This is a genomic window from Rhizobium sp. 05L419 (genome assembly GCF_056397845.1).
In genome coordinates, this window is the sequence record NZ_JBFTOF010000010.1 from 1 (window position 1) to 18,327 (window position 18,327).

The following is an 18,327-nucleotide window of genomic DNA, read 5'->3' on the forward strand; positions in this document are numbered from 1 at the left end:
AAAACGACAAGCTCGCACGCGGGCTGCCGTTTTTCGTCGACATTGCCCGTGACGGTATTGTTCTCTACGAGACGCCCGGCCATCCGCTGGCCGAGCCGAAGCCGCTCACGCCCGAGGCGGCACGACAGGAAGCGCAACGGCATTTCGATCAATGGTTCACGCTGTCCACCGACGCACTGGCATTCGCCGAGTTTGGAATAGCGAGCGAGCGATGGCGTCACGGCGCGTTCATGCTGCATCAGGCTACCGAAGAAGCTTACCACTGCGCCCTTCTCGTTCTCACCCTCTATTCGCCGAAATCACATCGGCTAAGCGTGCTTCGAACCCATGCGGAACGCGTTGAACCGCGGCTGATAGAAGCTTGGCCGCGGGATACCAAGTTCGCGCGAAGATGTTTCTCCCGGCTTGATCGGGCCTATGTCGATGCGCGTTACTCAGCGCAATACGTCATCACGACGGACGAACTTGCCTGGCTCGTTGAACGTATCAAGATGCTGCAAAGCCGGGTTCATGACGTTTGCCGCGAGCGCCTGCAGCAGAACTAAATTTAGGGGCTTGGTCGCTCGAGCGAGTCTTCACCGGATTCGCATGATTTCCCAAATCTCAGCCGAGCGATTTAGGAGCGTGGCCACTGTTTCTTCGGTCAGCGACTTCCTGTTTGTGCGTGAGGCGGTCCAGAATTCCCTGGAGCAGCCTTTCCCGCACTTTCTCGTGGATACGCTCGTCATCGATATAGTGGCGAATGATGGCGACGGGATCGAGCCTGTCGCCGAAAGCCTGCTGCGTTGTCTTTCCAACGTGGTAATCCCTGATCACGTATTCCAAGTCACGCAGGGCATCAAGGGCACGCCTGTTGGCGGCCTTGTCTTCGGTGTTCAATTGGTCGTCGATATAACAGTCGAGAATAAGCAAGCTGGCTTCAGCCTGCACGATTGAGTGCTCTTCGGTTCGACCGAGCGAGTTGATGTTGCTCAACCTGCTCCGCACGCAATCCATCGGATGCATCAGAGTGATCGACACGCTATCTGGATTGTCGGCGTCGGCAAATGTGATCGAGTTCTGTAGAATTGACTTGTCGTCGACACCTTTCACATGTGCCATAAAGTCGACAACCACCTCTTTGTCTCCAAGCATGCCGGTCACAACGGCGGCACTGGGGGTGTGGTCATCGCCCTGGGGGAGTTTCAGCTGTCCGTTTTCGAGGCTTTGAGCGAGTGCGCGCTCGGCGGATTTGTTGTGGAAGAAATCTAGGTCTTTGCTAGTCAGCGGTCCTAGTTCGTCGAGTTCCTCGTTCTTGCCGTAAAACAACTCTGCCCAGATATTGATCGATTGTCCGCCGACAATGATCGGACGGCATTTCTCAACAAATCTAAGGAGGGTAAGGACTTCTTCGGGAGTAAGGTGCGGCGCAGCGGCTGAATCGTCGTTCACAGCGTATGTTATCGATGCACGATCGACTTGCCGCCAATCGCGACCATCTGATAACGATTGAGAGGAAGCGCCGAAAAAAACGAGTTTTCCCTACGAAGCTCGGCTCGGTTCACTGAACCCTCACGCAGACGCGCAGCATCTCTATCACGACTCTCTTGCTTTTCAAGAGCGCGCTTCCGAGGATCGAGAGGGGCGACTACATAGCTCATGTCATTCTTCCTAGAGGGAAAAGCTTTATATTATTTCCATATCGATATCAACAATCGAAAGTTCAAGCTGGTTTCCCGATGTCATGACGAAACCCTGGCTTCTGCTATCTGCGCATGGTTCATGATGTGTTGGAAAACCTAACCGAAGTGCATCATGCCTGTTTTGTAGGGTAGGAGATCACTCCTCTCCCTGCAAATGTGTAGCAAAAACCTCTGCCGGGGTTCTGTAACCGAGGCACTTTCGCGGCTGGTTGTTGAGGTCGCGCGCCAGCCGATTGAGCGCGTGCTGCGGTATGACCGCGAGGTCCGTATTGCCTGGCATGAAGCGGCGGATGCGCTTGTTGGTGTTCTCGACTGTCCCTTTTTGCCACGGTGCGCTGGGGTCGCAGAACCAACTGCGTGCGCCGATGCCATCTTCCAAAGCCCTGAATCCGGCAAACTCCTTTCCGCGATCAAAGGTGAAGCTCTGCCGAGCCAAGGCTGGCAAAGGAGAGAATGCTTCGATGATCTTGTCCATGATCGGTCGCGAATGCCGGCTCTGGTTTTTGATCATCACGGTGTAGCGGCTTTTGCGCTCAACCAGGGAGGTGACGTTGGCAGTACCAAGGTCCCGTTGGAAGATCAGAAGGTCGCCCTCCCAGTGGCCGAACTGCGATCGATCATCAATAAAATCAGGCCGTTGCGATATCCTGCAGGCTCCAGGAAAACCGCCGTCACGGGGTTTCCTGGAGCTGCGAGGGCGCCGTTTGCGGCGGCCTTCCGGCAAATGCCGATAGAGCTCCAGCGCATAATCTTCCTTGCCGTAGATGAAGCGATAGATCGTCTCGGTGCAGACACGCGATCGGCGAGGGTGATCTGCGTATAGCATCGAGACATGCCAAAATCTCCAAAGTGAAGCCATCGCCCTCAGAGCGCCTTCATGCGAGCCCAACTTTACCAATCGGAGCCGCAATACGAGTCCTCGGAAACGAAAGACCGCTTTCGCTATGGAATAAGTGGCAACGGGAGGGTGCCACAGCGAGCTGCAGTTCGGAGCCATCCTCGATTGCAACGTGATCTGGCAGGTGAACGACGACGGGAGCATCACTTCCCCCAACCTTGCCATAGACATAGGTTTCGGTGCCGACGCTTTCTGCGTAATCGACATGGAAGTGTATTTTCCTGCTGTCATTTCCATCGTGCTTCGCCATCTCGAAATGGTTGGGGCGGATGCCTAGAACAATCGGCTGCCCGGTGGTGGCGGTGTCCGCCGCAACAGGAATGATCATGTGGCCGAAACCAGGCACTTCGACGGACGCTCCGTCGGAACCATGGTGGGTCAGCGTTCCCTTGAAAAAGTTCATCTGCGGCGAGCCGATGAAGCCGGCGACAAACTTGTTGGCAGGCGTGTCGAACAGTTCCAGCGGAGTGCCAACCTGCTCCACCTTCCCCGCATTGAGTACGACGATACGGTCAGCCATTGTCATGGCTTCGATCTGATCGTGCGTCACATAGACCATGGTAGCACCAAGCCGCTTGTGTAGCCTGCTGATCTCTCCTCGTGTCTGCACCCGAAGTGCGGCGTCAAGGTTTGACAAGGGTTCATCGAAGAGGAAGAGTTGCGGGTTGCGCACGATCGCCCGGCCGATCGCTACGCGCTGACGTTGGCCGCCCGACAGCTGTTTGGGACGGCGCTGCAGAAGCGGTTCGATCGCCAGCATTCGCGCTGCCTCGATCACACGCTCATCGATTTCCGCGTGGCTCATTTTCAGGTTTTCCAGCCCGAAGGACAGATTTTTGGCAACGGTCATGTGCGGATAAAGCGCATAGGATTGAAACACCATGGCAATGCCGCGATCGCCCGGAGGCGCTGTTGTCACATCTTGATCGCCGATGAAAATCTGCCCGTCGGTAGCATTTTCCAAACCGGCTATGAGGCGAAGCAGTGTGGATTTTCCGCAGCCCGAAGGGCCGACGAGCACGACGAACTCCCCTTCCTCCACATCGAGATCAACGCCATGCAGAATCGAATGATGGCCGAAGCTCTTCTTGACGCCGTTCAACTTGAGACCAGCCATACACCTATCCTTCAATTCTCAATCGTTGCCTGAGGGCACGGCAGTGCGAACCTAAAACGCGCGCACTCTGCCCTCAATTCGGGAGACAGTTTGGGGATAGATAATTAGTTCGTCAAGATGACGAACGTAAAATTATCTGTTAGTGCTTCGGTGCTCCTCCTACCACCCGTAAGACAGGATCCCTCCCATGAACTTTCAATCAGGCAGGCTTGTGCCTGCCTCCAGACGAACGTTGGCCAAGGCATTTTCTTCGGGTGCCAACGGCCGTCGCCTTGATCCGCTTGCCTCTCCACCAGAAGAAAACAGACCAAAAGCAGTTCTGTACATGCTTCTCGCAGTCACGCTTTTTTCCTTCCTGGATTCGGCTGCAAAACTTTCAGGACGCGAGGTGCCGACGCTGGAGGTCGTCTGGTTCCGTTTCGCTGTACACTTTCTTCTGGTCGCAGCCGTTCTTAACCCGTGGCGCGCCCCGCATGCCTGGCGGACGCGGGCGCCGAAGCTTCAGATTTTGCGCGCCGGGGTTCAGATCTTCTGCACCGGGCTCAATTTTCTGGCGCTTGGCTATCTGCAAATTGCGCAGACACTCTCGATACAGTTCACGACTCCGATATTCGTCACAATCTTATCGATCTTCTTTCTCTCCGAACAGGTCGGCCGATACAGGTGGTTTGCGATCTTCGTGGGTTTTGCCGGCGTGCTTGTCGTAACCCGTCCGGGGATGGACGGATTTCACTGGGCGTTCGGCATTTCGCTGATCTCGGTCATGGTCGGTGCAAGCTACAACATCCTGACCCGGCGACTGGCCGCAACGGAATCGCCTGGAAGCATGCTGCTCATTATGGCCGCCTTCCCGGCGATCGTGCTCTTATTCGTAATGCCCTTCATCTGGAGTTGGCCGAAAAGCGGCTATGCGTGGACCGTTCTGTTTGCGACTGGATTCTTCGGTGCCATCAGCCACTTCTTCATGATTCAAGCCCATCGATTTGCGCCAGCGTCGTTCCTGGCGCCGCTGCAGTACGCTCAGTTCCTTGCGGTCATCCTGCTTGGGTTCCTGATCTTCGGCGATGTGCCGACGATCTACACTTTTGCCGGCGCGGGCATCGTCATCGCGTCGGGCCTGTTCATCTGGTACCGCGAGAGCCAGCTGTCGAAGCGGACCGCGGACTGACGATCAGCGCGGCGGCGGCGGGAGGCGCCGCTGTTCTGGTAGGATCTGCGGTGAGAATAGCAGATTGTGCACGTGGTTCAGGCCGATGGCGAGGGATCCTACCAGGGTCGCACGATTGCCCAGCGCGCTCGCCTTGACGTCGATTGCGCGACGGCTAGCCTTCGAAATGCCCGACCGAATGCCCGCCACGATCAGCGGGTGACTACCGATGCTACCGCCGAGAACGACTGTCTCGGGATCTACGATCGCATTGACGGAAACGACGAGCAACGCTGCCGTATCGCAAACCGTGCCGATCACGCTGACCGCGACTGGATCATCCTTTTCGGCAAGAGCCAGGATGTCGCGAACGGATGTCCCAGCGCTGCCGCCGACCCTGGTGTATAGATCGCTGATGCCCTGCGCTGCTATTGCACACTCCAGTGCTCCGCGCTCCAAACTGTCGTCCGCATATGGGTCTGCGCCGAACGGCATATAGGAAATTTCACCTGCTGCGCCGCTCGTGCCGCGCATTAACTTTCCATCCAGCAAAACGCCGAGGCCGATGCCCGTGCCGAGAGATACGAAGGCGACGGTGTTTATGGCAACCGCGCAGCCCTGCCAGGATTCTCCGATCACGGCGGCGTTCACGTCATTCTCCAGTACGGCGGCATATCCAAGCCGTTCGCTCAGCGCACGACCGAGGTCAATCCCCTCGATATCGGCCAGATTTGGAGCCATGGACAGTGCTCCGGTACTCGGGTCGACGACGCCTGGCGTCGCAATTGCGGCAACAAGCACGAGATCGGAGGAGATTCCCGTGTCGGCCAGCATCTTGGCCAGCATTGTCTCGACCTGGTCAATGAGATGATAGCCGCCCCGCCGGTCCGATAGATACTCTATCTCACCGACGATCACGCCGACGATGTTGACCAGCGCGATCCGTGTAGTCGTCGCACCTATGTCGACGCCAACCGCATAGCCGGCGTTGCCGTTGACCTCATACGTGATCGCCGTGCGCCCGATACGTCCGCTGGTCACGCCCTTTTCGCGAACCCAGCCGCTTTCTTCGAGCGTGCGGATGACCTCGGACATCGTCTGCTTGGAAAGACCGGTGATCTTGGAAAGTTCGGCGCGGGACGTCGGCCCTGCGTGAAGCAGAACGTCCATCACCGCACGAACAGAAATCTGACGCAACACGGGCGGAGCGTTTTCGGTTATGGCCATATCTGAGCTATCCCGCCCGTCGATCTTGTGTTTGCAAACTGTGTCCCTGCTTTTTCCATGAAAACCGGTGGAATTCAAACTGCTTGTTGACAGCTCACGGACGCAGCAATAATAAATTCGTCAACCTGCCGAACGAATACCGCAGAGGTGTGCTTTTGTCAAATATTTCAACCATTGCGTCGAGCTTGCGCAAAGCGCCCCGCAACCCTGGCGTCGCCGCGACTGCCACGTGTTCCGATGTGGTCATCGGCGTCGATCTCGGTGGCACCAAGGTGCTTGCGGGCGTTGCAGATCGGAATGGAAATGTTCTGGCTAGGACCTCGGAGCCGACGGAGCACGGAGCTGACGCGCCGGTTCTCAAGCAGATACCGCGGATGATTCTGTCTCTTCTTGATCAATGCGGCGACGGCGTCCGACCAAACAAGGTTGTCGTTGGCATTCCGAGCGCGGTCTCACCGGCCACAGGGCTTGCTTCCCTTTCCCCCCATCTTGCGATTCCCGCAGACCGCCCGCTCGCTAGTCTGCTTTCGGAGAGCCTGTCATGTCCGGTCATTGTCGAGAACGACGTCAATCTCGCCGCATTCGCGGAGGCCACGCTCGGCAATGGGCGCGACTTGGGGTCGCTTGCGTTCGTTGCGTTTGGAACGGGTGTCGGCATGGGCCTTGTTGTTGGCGGGAACCTTTTCCGCGGTCAGCACGGCAGGGCCGGCGAACTCGGCTTGCTGCCTCTGGGCTTCAATCCGCATGAGACTGCGCCGAAGGCCCGCGCCGGCCTGTTCGAGGATCAGGTCGATTCACCCGCAATCCGCAGTCTCTACGGCGATGGAACGGTGACGGTGAGCGAGATTTTTGCCCGTTCTTTGGCAGGCGACGAAGAGGCCAGAGCGGTGATCGAGACATTGGCGAAATCGGCTTCGGTCGGCATTGCGTCCGTCCAGGCATTGTTCGATCCCGCGCTCACCGTGCTCGGTGGCGGCATCGGCTCGCGTCCGGAGTTCGTCGAGGCGGTCAGGCGGCAAATGAACGCCTTGCTGCCATTCGAAGCCCGAATCGAGGCAACGAGCCTCGGCCCTGATGCCGGCATGCTTGGAGCGGTCATGCTCGGGCTGACCAATACCGCCGATTTTGGAGAAGATGGACAACAGGAGGCCGCCCTATGACGACATCACCAACCAAGCAGACCCTGCTCACGCCCCTTCCCGACGGGCAAGTCCGCTCTGAGCAACCGGCGCTGCTTCCCTTCATGGCGCCGCGCCTGCAAGGCGATTGCCGGCCTGAGGGTAGGCTCGAGCTCTCGCTCTGGGGTGCCGGCAGGCTTGCTACCCTCTCCTTCTCCGGTTGGACGGGGCCGTTTGTATATGCTCCCAACCGCGTCGAAACGGCCGACGGCGGAGGGCTGCATGTGGCTCAGTCTGCACCGGCGCTTTTTCTCAAGGGCGCGAAGCTTCGATCGATCACGCCGTCCCGTCGCTGCGCCTGGTGGGGCAGTCTGATGCCGCGCCAGCCGATCGAGCGTCGCGGCGCTCGCAGGACCGCCCGCACCGCATGGGGTATTGTCATTGCCGAGCAACGAACGGACGGTGTTCTTGTTGTGGCCGGCGCTACACAGGACGAAGCGGAAGGAGCCTTGACCATCGATCCGGCAGCGGTGGTCTGTGAGGCGCGCGCCTATGTGAAGCGGTGCGACGAGATGCCGGAAGCGCAGCCGCTGATGCGCAGCATGATTTCTCAGAGTCTGCATGCGGCATTTTCCAGCATAAGACGCGATGAGCACGGTGCCTTTGCCGGTCTGGCTGCGGGCCAGGCCTACAGTGCTCCAGCGCGCACCTACTACCGTGACGGATATTGGACACTGCAGGCCCTGCTCGACCGTGAGCCGGGCGCCGTTCGTGGTCAGATCGACCTGCTCGCCCGAGGCATCCAGCCGGATGGCGAGGCGCCAAGCGGCGTCATTCTGACCGGGCCTGCCCAGGCCGAAGAATGGGAAAAGGTTCGTCGATCGCATCCTAAGATCAAGCTCGAACACCTGCGCCCCGGCGACTGGTGGAGTGATCACTTTGACAGCCCGCTTTTCTTCATCCTCACGATCGGCGACTATGTTCGGGCAACAGGCGATAGCGAGCCTGTTTCGCTCTATTGGGACAAGATCAATGCGATCTTTGAACGCTATTGCGGGTTCGACACGGCGGGCAACGGCCTGCCCTTGAAGCCGAGACATGATCGTGATTGGGCCGACAATGTCTACCGCCACGGCTACGTTGCCTATGATCTCGGTCTTTGGATAGGAGCGCTCGACGTCATCGCCGAACGCGGTGTCGATATCGATCCTGCACTCGCCGAGAAGGCTGCCGCTGTCGCGGTCAAAGCACGAGCATCGCTGGATGAGGTGCTCCTTCAGCCGAGCCACACCTATGCTGATTACGGCACGAAGGAGGATTTTGTCGAGGATCACCTGACGCTCGACAGCTTGACGCTCCTGCGTTTCCGGGCTGTGTCGCCGGAGCGTGCAAAGATAGTCCTGGCCAAGGTTCAGGAAACACTGGAGAGCCGCAACAATCAAACCCAGCCTTATGGCGACTGGGGAGTACTGTGCGCCTATCCGCCCTTCAAGCGCCCTAAGGATACGCGTGAGAAGTCCTATTTCGCCTATCGCTATCATAACGGTTCTGACTGGCCATATCTCACTGGCCTCTATGCCGAGCAGCGTCTTGCCTATGGCCTGGACGGTTTCGACTATCCCCTACTTCGCTGGTGGCAGACCTGCCTGGAAGAAGGCTGGATGGGAGCGGTCGAGTATTTCTCGCCACCTTGGGGGCGTGGATCGCTGCTCCAGGGATGGAGCAGCATGCCGGCGGCCGCGGCCTTGGCCTACAAAGACAAGGTTTCGGCTGCAATCGGGTGACGCTCCCCGACAGACCGCCTTCGGGCGGTCTTTTTTTGCCCACAGATACATCCTCTTCGGCACAACAAAAAAGCCGCCGGGAAACCGGCGGCTTTCATACTGACGCAATACTGCAGGCCTATTCTTTTGTGGCCCCTGCCATCAATCCGCTCATCAGCATGCGTTGCAGAGCAGTAAACATCACCAACACCGGCAACACGGAAAGAACCGACATCGACAGAAGGCGCGGCCAGTTGATGCCGTATTTGCCGACGCTGTTTGCCAGCGCCAGCTGCACGGTCCATTTGTCCTGATCAGTGATAATCAGGAACGGCCAGAGATAGTCGTTCCAGCGCCAGACAAGATTGAACGCCAAGAGCGTGCCAACTGCCGGCAGCGCAAGCGGCACGATAATTCGCAGAAGAATGCGCCATTCCGGCGTTCCGTCGATCCGCGCAGCTTCAAGCAGGCTATCGGGTATGTTGGTTATGTACTGCCGCATCAAGAACACGCCTGTCGGTGTTGCGGCTGGAGCGATGATCAGTCCGGCGAGCGTATCGAGCATTCCGAGGTCGCGCAGAACAAGGAACACCGGTATCATCACGATCTGCAGCGGTACCATCAATGACGACATGATGAGCAGGAATACCAGAGTGTCGCCCTTGAACCGGAACTTCGCCAGGGCATAACCGGCCATGACGCTGATGGTGACCGAAAGCATCGCCGACAGTACGGACACGATTGCGGAGTTCTGGAAGAACAGGAGAAATTTGGCCCGCGACACCGTATCGACGAAGTTCTGCAGCGTCGGCCGTTCTGGCAGGAATGTCGGAGGCCACTGGAAGATCTCCTGCTGCGACTTCAGGGATGACAAAAACAGCCATACCGGCGGCATCAGGAAGACGAAGAGGGTCAGGGCGACAAAGGCGAGCCGCCACGGAGTATAGATGCGCGTCATTTGTCGCCTCTCGATATGCGGAGCTGGAAGACGGTGAGAAGCAGCAAGATCACAAAGAGGACCATTGACTGCGCAGCCGCAACGCCAGCCTGCATGGGCTTTTGAAACGCCGTGTCGTAGATCGTCTGGATCAGATAGACCGTGGCTTTCCCAGGTCCACCGCCTGTCAGTGATACCACGAGCTCATAAACCTTGAAGGCCTCGATGGATGAGAGAACGAGCACGACGGCCATCGTCGGTTTTAGCAAAGGCAACGTGATATGGGTAAACTGCCGCCACTTTGTCGTGCGGTCGATCGACGCTGCTTCGTAGTAGTCGGGCGAGATGGCGGTCAAGCCTGCGATAAAGATCATCATGTTGAAGCCGGACTGCGCCCAGATCCAGGCAATCACGACCGCAACCTGCGCCATCGTATCCTGTTCTAGCCATGCGACCGGTGCGATATGGACTAGGGATAGCAGATAGTTGACCAGCCCGTTATTCAGTCCGAACAGCCAGCGCCAGGCCACGCCGATGATCAGGAGACTGATCATCGAGGGGAAGAAAACGATCGTACGCACGAAGGCGAAGAACTTCGTCTGCGGCGACAGTAGCATCGCAAGCGCCAACGATACCGCGATGTTCAGCGGTACGGCTACGACAACGAAGACAATCGTCTTGATAAGGGAGATGCGGAATTCCGCATTGTCAATCAACCCGGCGAAGTTCTGAAAGCCCACAAATTGCGGCCAGGTATTCGGCATTTGATCCAGAACCACCACACCGCGCCGGAAAAAGGCCATCAATAGCCCTTGCGCCAGCGGATAGAGCGTGAAGGCCACCAGCAGCGCAACGGTTGGAACCATCAGGAAATACGGCCACATCGCGCGTCCGACAGAGCGCCGAAAGCCGGCTGATGCCGGGCGATTGCCCGGCATCAGTTGCTCGTGTTTGACCAGTACGTCCGTCACTTGCCGGCCTCTACTGCCTCATCCGCCGCCTTCTTGATCTGAGCGATCGCCTCAGCGGACGTGATTTGCCCGGCGACAGTCTGGGTCACCGCCGTCTTTACGGTTCCCCACACGGCCTGCATTTCCGGCCATGCCTGGTCTGTTGCCGCGTAGGCGGGGCTGACGTTCAGCTCGTTCTGCATGATTCGCACGGCTTCGGTCGCGGCCGGATTGCCGTATTCGATCGATGGCGTCTTCAGGTTTGCCGGGATCATGCCGAATGTCTTGGCGTATTGTGCCTGAATCTCCGGAGACGTGACCCATTTGATGAAGTCCACGGCTTCGGGCAGATGTTGGCTCGTATTGAAGGCGACCAGGTAATCGCCACCGTAGATCGACGAGGCAACCGTTCCGCGGGGTGTCGGGCCCGCCTGCCAAGTGAAGCCGGCATTCTGCGCAAGGCCGGCGATCTGCCAGCTACCGGACATGTAGGCAACTGCCTGACCGGCTGTGAACAGTTCCTTCGGATTGTCGGAGCTTGCACCGCTCCAGAGACCGGGCGGCATTGCGGACTTCGAGAGGTCGACGAACTTGTCGAGCGTCTTTGTCCAGGCAGCCTCGTCCATGACGACCTTGACTGGCTCCTTTTCGGAGAAGATGTGGTTGCCATACTGATACTCATGCACGATCCAGCGGCTTGCCGAAACATCCCACACGAGCGGATAGCGCGTGCCGGACTTCTCTGCGACTTCCTTGATCTTGGGCAGGAATTCTTCCCAGGTCCAGCCGGTGGCCTGATCCGGGATCGGGACGCCTGCCTTCTTAAATGCGTCGACGTTAAGGAAGATGCCGGTAGAGGTCACCTGCAGGGGGGCTGCAATAACCTTGTCGCCGAGTCTTGCGCCATCACCCCATCCCTTGACGAAGTCCTTGATCCAGTCCGGGCCGATCTCCTTGTTCAAATCAGCGAGGAACGGGCGTATCACCGGCTCCATCGCAGAGGTCAGCGACAGGTCAGGCATGATGCCCGATGCCGCGAACTGCTGGAACTTCTGGATCATGCCGTCGTACGGCGTGATCTGCAGGTCGAAAATCGTATCGGGATGCGCCTTCGTATACTGGTCGAGCAGCGCGCGCACATTGGTTTCCTGCTCATCGCCATCGACATACCAGACGATCTTCAGTTCGGAAGCCATCGCGCTTGACAGCGTCAATGCGGTTGCGGCGGCGGCCATTACAATTGTCTTGAGCGGTTTCATGGGTTCCCCTTCTCTGCTCATTTTTTTGACGGATCTGCAATTGCGATGCTGACCTGGTCCCAGTTTGGCTCCAAGCCTTTGTTCGTAACCATGACGAATTAAATACGAGTTTTTAACGCTGTCAATAGACCGAATCGACTGACGAATCATTAGTTCGTGTGGTTGACGAATAAATGTTTGCGGCTTATCGATCTTTCTAGCGAGGAGGATGCGCAAATGGAAATTTCTGTCGAAGCCAATGATGCGGGAAGTGAGGAACTCCAGCTATTGGTCAGCCGGCTGGCTGCCGCTGGAGGTGGGACGCTGAGGCTCCGCGCCGGACGCCACTTGACCGGTCCACTCACGCTCGCCGCTGGTATCACCCTTTTCATCGACGCGGGCGCGACGTTGGAGTTTATTCCCGACTATGACTTGTATGCCGCGAATTCCGTAAGCGTAATCGCGGAGGCATCCGACCGCGCCTATATCACGGCACGCAATGCCAGCGACATTTCAATCGTCGGCAAAGGCAGCATCATGGGTGTTGGTCGAGCGTTCATGACAGGCTTCGACGAAAGTGTCGGCACCTACCTGCCGAACGAGAAACGACCCAGGGTTCTGGTGCTTGAAGATTGCCAAAACGTCCGGCTCGATGGAGTGTCCATCGAAGATTCGCCGATGTGGACCGTCCATCTCGTTCGATGCGAAAACGTGTCCGTGGTCGATGTGCAGATACTCAACAATCGACAGCTGCCGAATACCGATGGCATCGTAATCGACAGCTGCAACAACGTATCCGTTCGAAACGTCGTCATTCGCACAGCCGACGATGGGATCTGCTTGAAGACCAGCCGCAGTGACAAGGGCATAGGTCGTTGTGACAATGTCGATGTAACAGACTGTGTCGTCGAGAGCAAAAGCTGCGCGCTCAAGATCGGAACCGAGAGCTTCGGTGATTTCCGCGGCGTCCGCTTCGCGCGCTGCCGGGTGGAAAGCTCAAACCGGGCACTTGGTATATTCTCCCGCGATGGCGGCGTCATCGAGGATGTGACATTTTCGGACATCGAGCTTGATTGCGATGAGACGCCGGACGGTTTCTGGGGTTCGGGCGAGCCGCTGACGATAACCCAGCTCGATCGTCGACCGGAATTGCCAGCCGGCACGATCCGAAACGTGATCGTGGAGAATGTCAAAGGACGATGCCATGGCGCCGTCAACCTCTATGCAGAGAAACCTGGTGGCATCGATGGCGTCACTTTACGCAATATCGAGATTACCATGACCGAGGGGCCGCTCGGAACGTCGAAGCGATACGATCTTCGCCCCACTAACGCCGACCTCGCGCCGCCGGCAGGCGCCGAGGGGCGCGGAAACGCTTGGGTAAGGGGTGGCGACGGGACCATAGTCGGACTGATTGAATACCCGCAAGGCATCCCCGCAATCTTCTCCCACAATACGCTTGATCTGAGCATCAGCGACGTGCGGGTTCACAGGCCGCTCCCACTGCCCCCTGGTTGGAACCCGCAGGAGATCGTGGCGAGTTGAGCCGCCGAAAATGCCCTCTCGTCGATCAAGAGGGAATTTTCAGCAATGGCAGACAAAGCAAGTTCCCCGCCAAGCAAAACGGCCAGGCCAACCATCACAATACCCAGCAACATCACGATCAGCCCCACACGCAGCGGCTGGAACGGTGAGCGGTCTTTGGTCGCAGGCAGTCTGCTATCAAGCAAACGCCCGGTGACAGCTTTCCAGTGCGCCGTTGCGCGGATACGATGAATGTGGTGGCCAGTGCGGATCGTTTGTGACGTGGGGTGACGAAGAGATTTCGAAGCGCGGAGTAGTTCGAGATGAAACGCTGCAGACTGCCGGCTGATCGGAAACCCTGCATCGTTCGTTCTCGTTTTCGCAGCCGCAGATGAGAATTTTCCGCTCGATTGCTGAGACCCTTGTGGGATCGGTGCTCGACAGCCGGCATAACCTCACGCTTGGCTGCGCTATACGAGCGGAGCTTGTCGGTGATGATCCGCTTGGGCGGCATGCCTGCTTTCTTCAGCAAACTGATGAGCAATGGCTTGGCGGTCTTCGTATCGCGTCGGCTCTGAACAATCTCGTCGGGAACATAGCCATCTTGATCAACGGCACGCCATAGCCAGTGCTTTCTGCCCGCGATGGAAATCACCACGTCGTCCAGATGCCAGACATCCTGGCGCGAAGGTCGCCTGCGACCAAGTTGTTTTGCGTAGGCTGGTCCGAATTTCCGACCCCATCGCCGGATCGTTTCATACGAGACGACAATTCCGCGCTCCATTCACTGACACCGCGTTTATGCGACAACACCGGCGTCGACCTTGCAAAGGCGCAAGGCAAGGCCCTTCATGCCCTCAGCGGCCTCAGCGGCCTCGACGATCGCACGCCCCGCGCGTCGAGCTGGTCGGCCCGCAATGCCCGGAACAACACGGGGGCAGCGTCAACGAGCTCGATGATCCGGCTGTCTCCGCCCAATCGCCCGTGTACGTGCTCCACAATCCCTGAATTTGTTGCCATAGTTTAAACGGAAAATTCTAGCGCAGGAGGCGCGTAGAATATCCTATCTCAGCGGCCAACCTGAGTCAGAACGTCAAGCTGAAAAGCAGCCTTGTGCAATTCATCCGCAAAGGGATCGAAGCTTGCTTGCTTCTGGCAACAAGCTCTCCGCGCTGTTAGCAATCCGCTAAGTTCAGGACGGCCTGCAGCAGTCCGTTACAAAAAGCTTGAATGGAACAAAACCGACGAATAGTCCGCATTTGTGCGCCCTGCTTCCAAGTCTGCCTTGTCCAGTTCGTCGACAAAGGCCCCTTCCTTCATCACCAGAACACGGTCACACATATGGGCAATGACCGAGAGATCGTGGCTGACCAACACATAGGTCAATTCCTGCTGTTCGCGCAGATCGCTCAAAAGGTTCAGCACCTCTGCCTGGACGGAGACGTCAAGCGCGGAGGTGGGCTCATCTAATAGCAGGATTTTCGGCTCCAGCACGAGCGCGCGCGCGATGGCGACCCGCTGGCGTTGGCCACCGGACAGTTCGTGCGGAAAACGCTCGGCGAAGCTGGCGGGCAAACCAACCCGTTCGAGCGCCTGAGGAACACGATCCCAACCCGCCCCCTTTTTCATCGCCCGCAACGGCTCGGCCAGCACCCGCTCGATGCGGTGGCGGGGATGGATCGACCCATAGGGATCCTGGAACACCATCTGGGCCAGCAGCATCTGTTCGATGGTGCGGTTCTTGTCGACCGACTGGCCGTTCAGGCTGATATGCCCCGTCCAATGGCGATCGAGACCGGCCAGCGAGCGCAGCACCGTGGATTTTCCACAGCCGGATTCGCCGACGATCCCAAGGCTTTCGCCCCTGGCGACGGAAAACGACACCGCCTTCACCACCCGTTTGAGATTGCCGCCCTTGCCGAAGGTGACTTCAAGGTTTTTAACGTCGATCACGATCTTACCTCCGCGGCGTCGATTGACGGCCGGTCGAGCACCTGAAGCCTTCTTACGGGATGGCGTGGGTTGGGCATGGCAGCGACAAGGCCCCTTGTGTAGGGATGTTGCGCGTCTTCCAGCCTGACGAGGTTCTCCACCACCCGGCCCTTGTACATCACGAGGATGCGCTGGCAGAACGCGGCCACCATCCGGATGTCGTGGCTGATCAGGATCAGGCCGGAATTGTTCTCGGTGACGAGTTCGTCGAGCAGTTTGAGGACATCCCCGCGCACGCTGACATCAAGGGCCGAGGTCGGCTCGTCGGCAATGACGAGGCGCGGCTTGGCGAGCAGCATCATGGCGATCATGACGCGCTGCCCCATCCCGCCGGAGATCTGATGGGGATAGAGGCGCATGGTCCGCTCTACATCGGCGATACGCACCCGCTCGAGCATTCCCGCCGCGGCCTTGTAGGCCGCAGCTTTGCCCAGGCCAAGATGGAGCTTGGCGGCTTCGGCAACCTGTTTGCCGATCGACAGCACCGGGTTCAACGAATAGCGGGGGTCTTGCATGATCAGCGCCATCTCGTTGCCGCGCAGTTTCCGCATCTGTTTTTCGGAGGCGTTCCCAAGTGATATGCCTTCGAATTCCAAGGCCTCCGCATCGATTTTTGCCGAACTGGGCAAGAGCCGCATGATGGCACGGCCCAGCGTGGACTTGCCCGAACCGGACTCCCCGACGATGCCGAGCCGCCCTGCGCCGAGTGTAAAACTCACGCCCTCGACGGCTTTGAGCGTGCTGCGCGCGAAGTTCACGTTCAGATTTCTGACGGTCAGGATGTTGGTGCTATCAGGAACGGGCATGGCGCGGATCCAGAAGGTCGCGGAGGGCGTCGCCCACCAGGTTGAAAGCAAGGCTGGTCAACAGGATCGCGATCCCCGGCATGACCGCAACCCACCAGTTATCGATCATGAACTTCCGTCCGCTTGAAATCATCGCTCCCCATTCCGGCGCCGGAGGCTGCGCGCCGAGGCCGAGAAAACCGAGCGCAGCAGCGGTGAGAATGATACCGGCCATATTCATGGTCAGCCGGACAACCACCGAAGGAATGCACATCGGCGCAATGTAGAGAAACAACAGGCGCAGTGGCGACGCGCCGTAGAGACGTGCCGCTGCGACATAATCGGTGTTGCGGACGATCAGCGCTTCGGCGCGCGCCAGTCGGGCGATCGGGGGCCAGCCTGTCAGCGAGATGGCGATGACCGCCGTTCCCAGACCGGCTCCGAGAGCTGCGGCAAACGCCAGCGCCAGGATTAGCGAGGGAAAGGACAACACTATGTCGGTGGCCCTCATCAAGATAGCGTCCGTCCTGCCGCCGATGAAGCCGGCGACCACGCCGATTATCAGACCAACCGGTCCAACAATGACGGTGACGGACAAGACTGTTTGAATGGTGATCCGCGCACCATAGATGAGACGGGACAGGATATCGCGGCCAAACTCATCCGTGCCTGCCAGATGGACCCAGCTTGGCGGCTGAAGTGCCTGCGGCAGGTTCTGAGTGATGGGGCTATAGGGCGCGATCCAGGGCGCAAATATCGCCACGAGGATTAGGAGCGCGAGCACGGCAAACCCCAGCATACCCAGCGGCTCACGCGTCAGCTTGTCGATGCTTTTTTGAAGCGACCGGTAGAGGCGGCCAGCGCCTTGATACGGCGCATTGTGTTGAGCAATCATCTTCGCCTCGGTCATCAGATAGCCTCGCGGGTACGTGGGTCAAGCAACACGTAGGCCAGGTCGGCCAGAAAATTGAGCACCATGAAGATCAGCCCAATGACCAGCGTTCCGGCAACGACAGCGTTCATATCGCCGATCATCAGGGCATTGGTCATGTATTGGCCGATGCCTGGCCAGGAAAAGACGATCTCCGTCACCACGGCCCCTTCGAGCAGGCTGCCATAGGAAATGGCAAGGACAGTGATCAGCTGCACGGCGATATTGGGAAGAATGTGCCCGATGACGATCCGGCTGCTTGAGGCGCCTTTCGCGCGGGCAGCCACCACATAGTCCTGGTTCAGCTGCTCKAGCGTGAAGCTGCGTGTCATACGCGTGATATAGGCCATGGCCGAATAAGCCAGAATGCAGGCCGGCAGGATAATGTGGTTGACCGCGCTCCAGAACACTTCCATGTCGCCTGCGAGCAGGCTGTCTATCAGCAGAAGTCCGGTTTGCGGCTCCACGAGGCCTTCGAGATAGGTCTCGACCCGCCCCGGCCCGCCGACCCAGGAAAGGCCGGCATAGAAGATCACCAACCCCACGATGCCGAACCAGAAAACCGGGATGGAATGTCCGACAAGCGAAACCACACGGGCGATCCGGTCGATCAGCGTATCGCGAAAAATAGCCGCCGCCATGCCAAGGGGAACGCCGACGGCGGTGGAGATGATGACGGCCAGCGTGGCAAGTTCAAGGGTCGCCGGAAAGGCCGTGGACAGATCCTGCATCACGGGATTTCCGGTCAGAACCGCCGTCCCAAGATCTCCATGCAACAGCGCCTTTATGTAGAGAAAGAACTGTTGGTAGAGCGGCAGATCGAGGCCAAGCTTTTGACGCATGGCCTCGAACGCGGCGGGGTCGGCCAGTTCGCCGACGATTGCGCCGACAGGATCCGCCGGCAGAACGCGGCCGATCACGAAGGTGACCGTCAGGAGCACGAACAGACTGACGAGCAGCTGGACCGCTCGTTTGCCGAGCTCTTTCAGATTAAACTCTTGCATGATCGGCCACTCGA

General features: G+C 58.4%; 16 protein-coding genes and 3 pseudogenes. 5 read left to right on the forward strand and 14 right to left on the reverse strand.

What is annotated here, in order from left to right; all coding sequences use genetic code 11:
* The coding region (locus AC1DMK_RS14670) for a HEPN domain-containing protein (protein WP_477859909.1) at nucleotides 1-545 on the forward strand (545 nt) is incomplete at its 5' end.
* A gap of 58 nt (nucleotides 546-603) precedes the next feature.
* On the opposite strand, the gene AC1DMK_RS14675 is transcribed toward AC1DMK_RS14670, so the two are convergent.
* The 4 genes and pseudogenes from AC1DMK_RS14675 to AC1DMK_RS14690 form a co-directional block, all read right to left on the reverse strand.
* Nucleotides 604-1,431 carry a hypothetical protein gene (locus AC1DMK_RS14675; RefSeq protein ID WP_477859910.1) on the reverse strand — a complete coding sequence of 276 codons (828 nt, stop codon included), beginning with the start codon at nucleotides 1,429-1,431 and terminating at the stop codon, nucleotides 604-606.
* Nucleotides 1,432-1,439: 8 nt separating this feature from the next.
* Entirely contained in the window at nucleotides 1,440-1,640 is a 201-nt protein-coding gene (locus AC1DMK_RS14680) for a hypothetical protein (protein WP_080725581.1), read from the reverse strand.
* A 178-nt stretch (nucleotides 1,641-1,818) separates the two neighbouring features.
* Nucleotides 1,819-2,487: pseudogene (locus AC1DMK_RS14685) on the reverse strand (IS30 family transposase); the annotation flags it as partial.
* A 70-nt stretch (nucleotides 2,488-2,557) separates the two neighbouring features.
* Nucleotides 2,558-3,697 carry a sn-glycerol-3-phosphate ABC transporter ATP-binding protein UgpC gene (locus AC1DMK_RS14690; RefSeq protein ID WP_037065082.1) on the reverse strand — a complete coding sequence of 380 codons (1,140 nt, stop codon included), beginning with the start codon at nucleotides 3,695-3,697 and terminating at the stop codon, nucleotides 2,558-2,560.
* Nucleotides 3,698-3,884: 187 nt separating this feature from the next.
* Here AC1DMK_RS14690 and AC1DMK_RS14695 point away from each other — a divergent pair, with 187 nt between their 5' ends.
* The gene (locus AC1DMK_RS14695) at nucleotides 3,885-4,865 is read left to right on the forward strand and encodes a DMT family transporter (protein ID WP_477859913.1); all 981 of its coding nucleotides are present in this window, start codon (nucleotides 3,885-3,887) and stop codon (nucleotides 4,863-4,865) included.
* Nucleotides 4,866-4,868: 3 nt separating this feature from the next.
* Here AC1DMK_RS14695 and AC1DMK_RS14700 read toward each other — a convergent pair whose 3' ends face one another.
* Nucleotides 4,869-6,071, reverse strand: coding sequence for an ROK family protein (locus tag AC1DMK_RS14700; protein ID WP_477859915.1), 1,203 nt, complete (start codon nucleotides 6,069-6,071; stop codon nucleotides 4,869-4,871).
* Between the two features lie 185 nt (nucleotides 6,072-6,256).
* Between AC1DMK_RS14700 and AC1DMK_RS14705 the strand changes: the two genes are divergently transcribed.
* Nucleotides 6,257-7,231, forward strand: a complete 975-nt coding sequence (locus AC1DMK_RS14705) for an ROK family protein (RefSeq protein WP_477859917.1) — start codon at nucleotides 6,257-6,259, stop codon at nucleotides 7,229-7,231.
* On the forward strand, nucleotides 7,228-8,973 hold the full coding sequence (locus tag AC1DMK_RS14710) for a glycogen debranching protein (RefSeq protein ID WP_196246789.1): 1,746 nt from the start codon (nucleotides 7,228-7,230) through the stop codon (nucleotides 8,971-8,973). Before AC1DMK_RS14705 ends, AC1DMK_RS14710 begins: the two co-directional genes overlap by 4 nt.
* Before the next feature lie 118 nt (nucleotides 8,974-9,091).
* On the opposite strand, the gene AC1DMK_RS14715 is transcribed toward AC1DMK_RS14710, so the two are convergent.
* Genes AC1DMK_RS14715 through AC1DMK_RS14725 form a run of 3 tightly spaced genes read right to left on the reverse strand, consistent with a single transcriptional unit; the run spans nucleotide 9,092 to nucleotide 12,098 of the window.
* Entirely contained in the window at nucleotides 9,092-9,910 is an 819-nt protein-coding gene (locus tag AC1DMK_RS14715) for a carbohydrate ABC transporter permease (RefSeq protein ID WP_477859919.1), read from the reverse strand.
* On the reverse strand, nucleotides 9,907-10,860 hold the full coding sequence (locus AC1DMK_RS14720) for a carbohydrate ABC transporter permease (RefSeq protein WP_477859921.1): 954 nt from the start codon (nucleotides 10,858-10,860) through the stop codon (nucleotides 9,907-9,909). The genes AC1DMK_RS14715 and AC1DMK_RS14720 overlap by 4 nt, the downstream gene beginning before the upstream one ends.
* On the reverse strand, nucleotides 10,857-12,098 hold the full coding sequence (locus AC1DMK_RS14725) for an ABC transporter substrate-binding protein (RefSeq protein ID WP_477859923.1): 1,242 nt from the start codon (nucleotides 12,096-12,098) through the stop codon (nucleotides 10,857-10,859). The genes AC1DMK_RS14720 and AC1DMK_RS14725 overlap by 4 nt, the downstream gene beginning before the upstream one ends.
* A 216-nt stretch (nucleotides 12,099-12,314) precedes the next feature.
* Between AC1DMK_RS14725 and pglB the strand changes: the two genes are divergently transcribed.
* Nucleotides 12,315-13,622, forward strand: coding sequence for a polygalacturonase PglB (gene pglB, locus AC1DMK_RS14730; RefSeq protein ID WP_477859925.1), 1,308 nt, complete (start codon nucleotides 12,315-12,317; stop codon nucleotides 13,620-13,622).
* 188 nt (nucleotides 13,623-13,810) lie between these two features.
* On the opposite strand, the pseudogene AC1DMK_RS14735 reads toward pglB, so the two are convergent.
* The 6 genes and pseudogenes from AC1DMK_RS14735 to AC1DMK_RS14760 all read right to left on the reverse strand — a co-directional run.
* Nucleotides 13,811-14,385, reverse strand: a pseudogene (locus tag AC1DMK_RS14735) (IS6 family transposase); the annotation flags it as partial.
* Nucleotides 14,386-14,457: 72 nt separating this feature from the next.
* Nucleotides 14,458-14,567: pseudogene (locus AC1DMK_RS14740) on the reverse strand (FMN reductase); the annotation flags it as partial.
* 249 nt (nucleotides 14,568-14,816) lie between these two features.
* Complete coding sequence (locus AC1DMK_RS14745; RefSeq protein WP_037065094.1) at nucleotides 14,817-15,554, reverse strand: ABC transporter ATP-binding protein; 738 nt, start codon at nucleotides 15,552-15,554, stop codon at nucleotides 14,817-14,819.
* The gene (locus AC1DMK_RS14750) at nucleotides 15,551-16,399 is read right to left on the reverse strand and encodes an ABC transporter ATP-binding protein (protein ID WP_477859928.1); all 849 of its coding nucleotides are present in this window, start codon (nucleotides 16,397-16,399) and stop codon (nucleotides 15,551-15,553) included. Before AC1DMK_RS14750 ends, AC1DMK_RS14745 begins: the two co-directional genes overlap by 4 nt.
* The gene (locus AC1DMK_RS14755) at nucleotides 16,386-17,288 is read right to left on the reverse strand and encodes an ABC transporter permease (protein ID WP_477859930.1); all 903 of its coding nucleotides are present in this window, start codon (nucleotides 17,286-17,288) and stop codon (nucleotides 16,386-16,388) included. Before AC1DMK_RS14755 ends, AC1DMK_RS14750 begins: the two co-directional genes overlap by 14 nt.
* Nucleotides 17,288-18,313 (reverse strand): ABC transporter permease, encoded by a 1,026-nt coding sequence (locus AC1DMK_RS14760; RefSeq protein ID WP_477859931.1) that lies wholly within the window; start codon nucleotides 18,311-18,313, stop codon nucleotides 17,288-17,290. The genes AC1DMK_RS14755 and AC1DMK_RS14760 overlap by 1 nt, the downstream gene beginning before the upstream one ends.
* Between the last annotated feature and the right edge of the window lie 14 nt (nucleotides 18,314-18,327).

Excerpts from the sequence above, each read along its gene's own strand:
- AC1DMK_RS14680 (WP_080725581.1), bottom strand. The coding sequence starts at position 1,640 with ATGAGCTATGTAGTCGCCCCTCTCGATCCTCGGAAGCGCGCTCTTGAA.
- AC1DMK_RS14690 (WP_037065082.1), bottom strand. The coding sequence starts at position 3,697 with ATGGCTGGTCTCAAGTTGAACGGCGTCAAGAAGAGCTTCGGCCATCAT.
- AC1DMK_RS14695 (WP_477859913.1), top strand. The coding sequence starts at position 3,885 with ATGAACTTTCAATCAGGCAGGCTTGTGCCTGCCTCCAGACGAACGTTG.
- AC1DMK_RS14700 (WP_477859915.1), bottom strand. The coding sequence starts at position 6,071 with ATGGCCATAACCGAAAACGCTCCGCCCGTGTTGCGTCAGATTTCTGTT.
- AC1DMK_RS14710 (WP_196246789.1), top strand. The coding sequence starts at position 7,228 with ATGACGACATCACCAACCAAGCAGACCCTGCTCACGCCCCTTCCCGAC.
- AC1DMK_RS14715 (WP_477859919.1), bottom strand. The coding sequence starts at position 9,910 with ATGACGCGCATCTATACTCCGTGGCGGCTCGCCTTTGTCGCCCTGACC.
- AC1DMK_RS14725 (WP_477859923.1), bottom strand. The coding sequence starts at position 12,098 with ATGAAACCGCTCAAGACAATTGTAATGGCCGCCGCCGCAACCGCATTG.
- pglB (WP_477859925.1), top strand. The coding sequence starts at position 12,315 with ATGGAAATTTCTGTCGAAGCCAATGATGCGGGAAGTGAGGAACTCCAG.
- AC1DMK_RS14750 (WP_477859928.1), bottom strand. The coding sequence starts at position 16,399 with ATGCCCGTTCCTGATAGCACCAACATCCTGACCGTCAGAAATCTGAAC.
- AC1DMK_RS14755 (WP_477859930.1), bottom strand. The coding sequence starts at position 17,288 with ATGACCGAGGCGAAGATGATTGCTCAACACAATGCGCCGTATCAAGGC.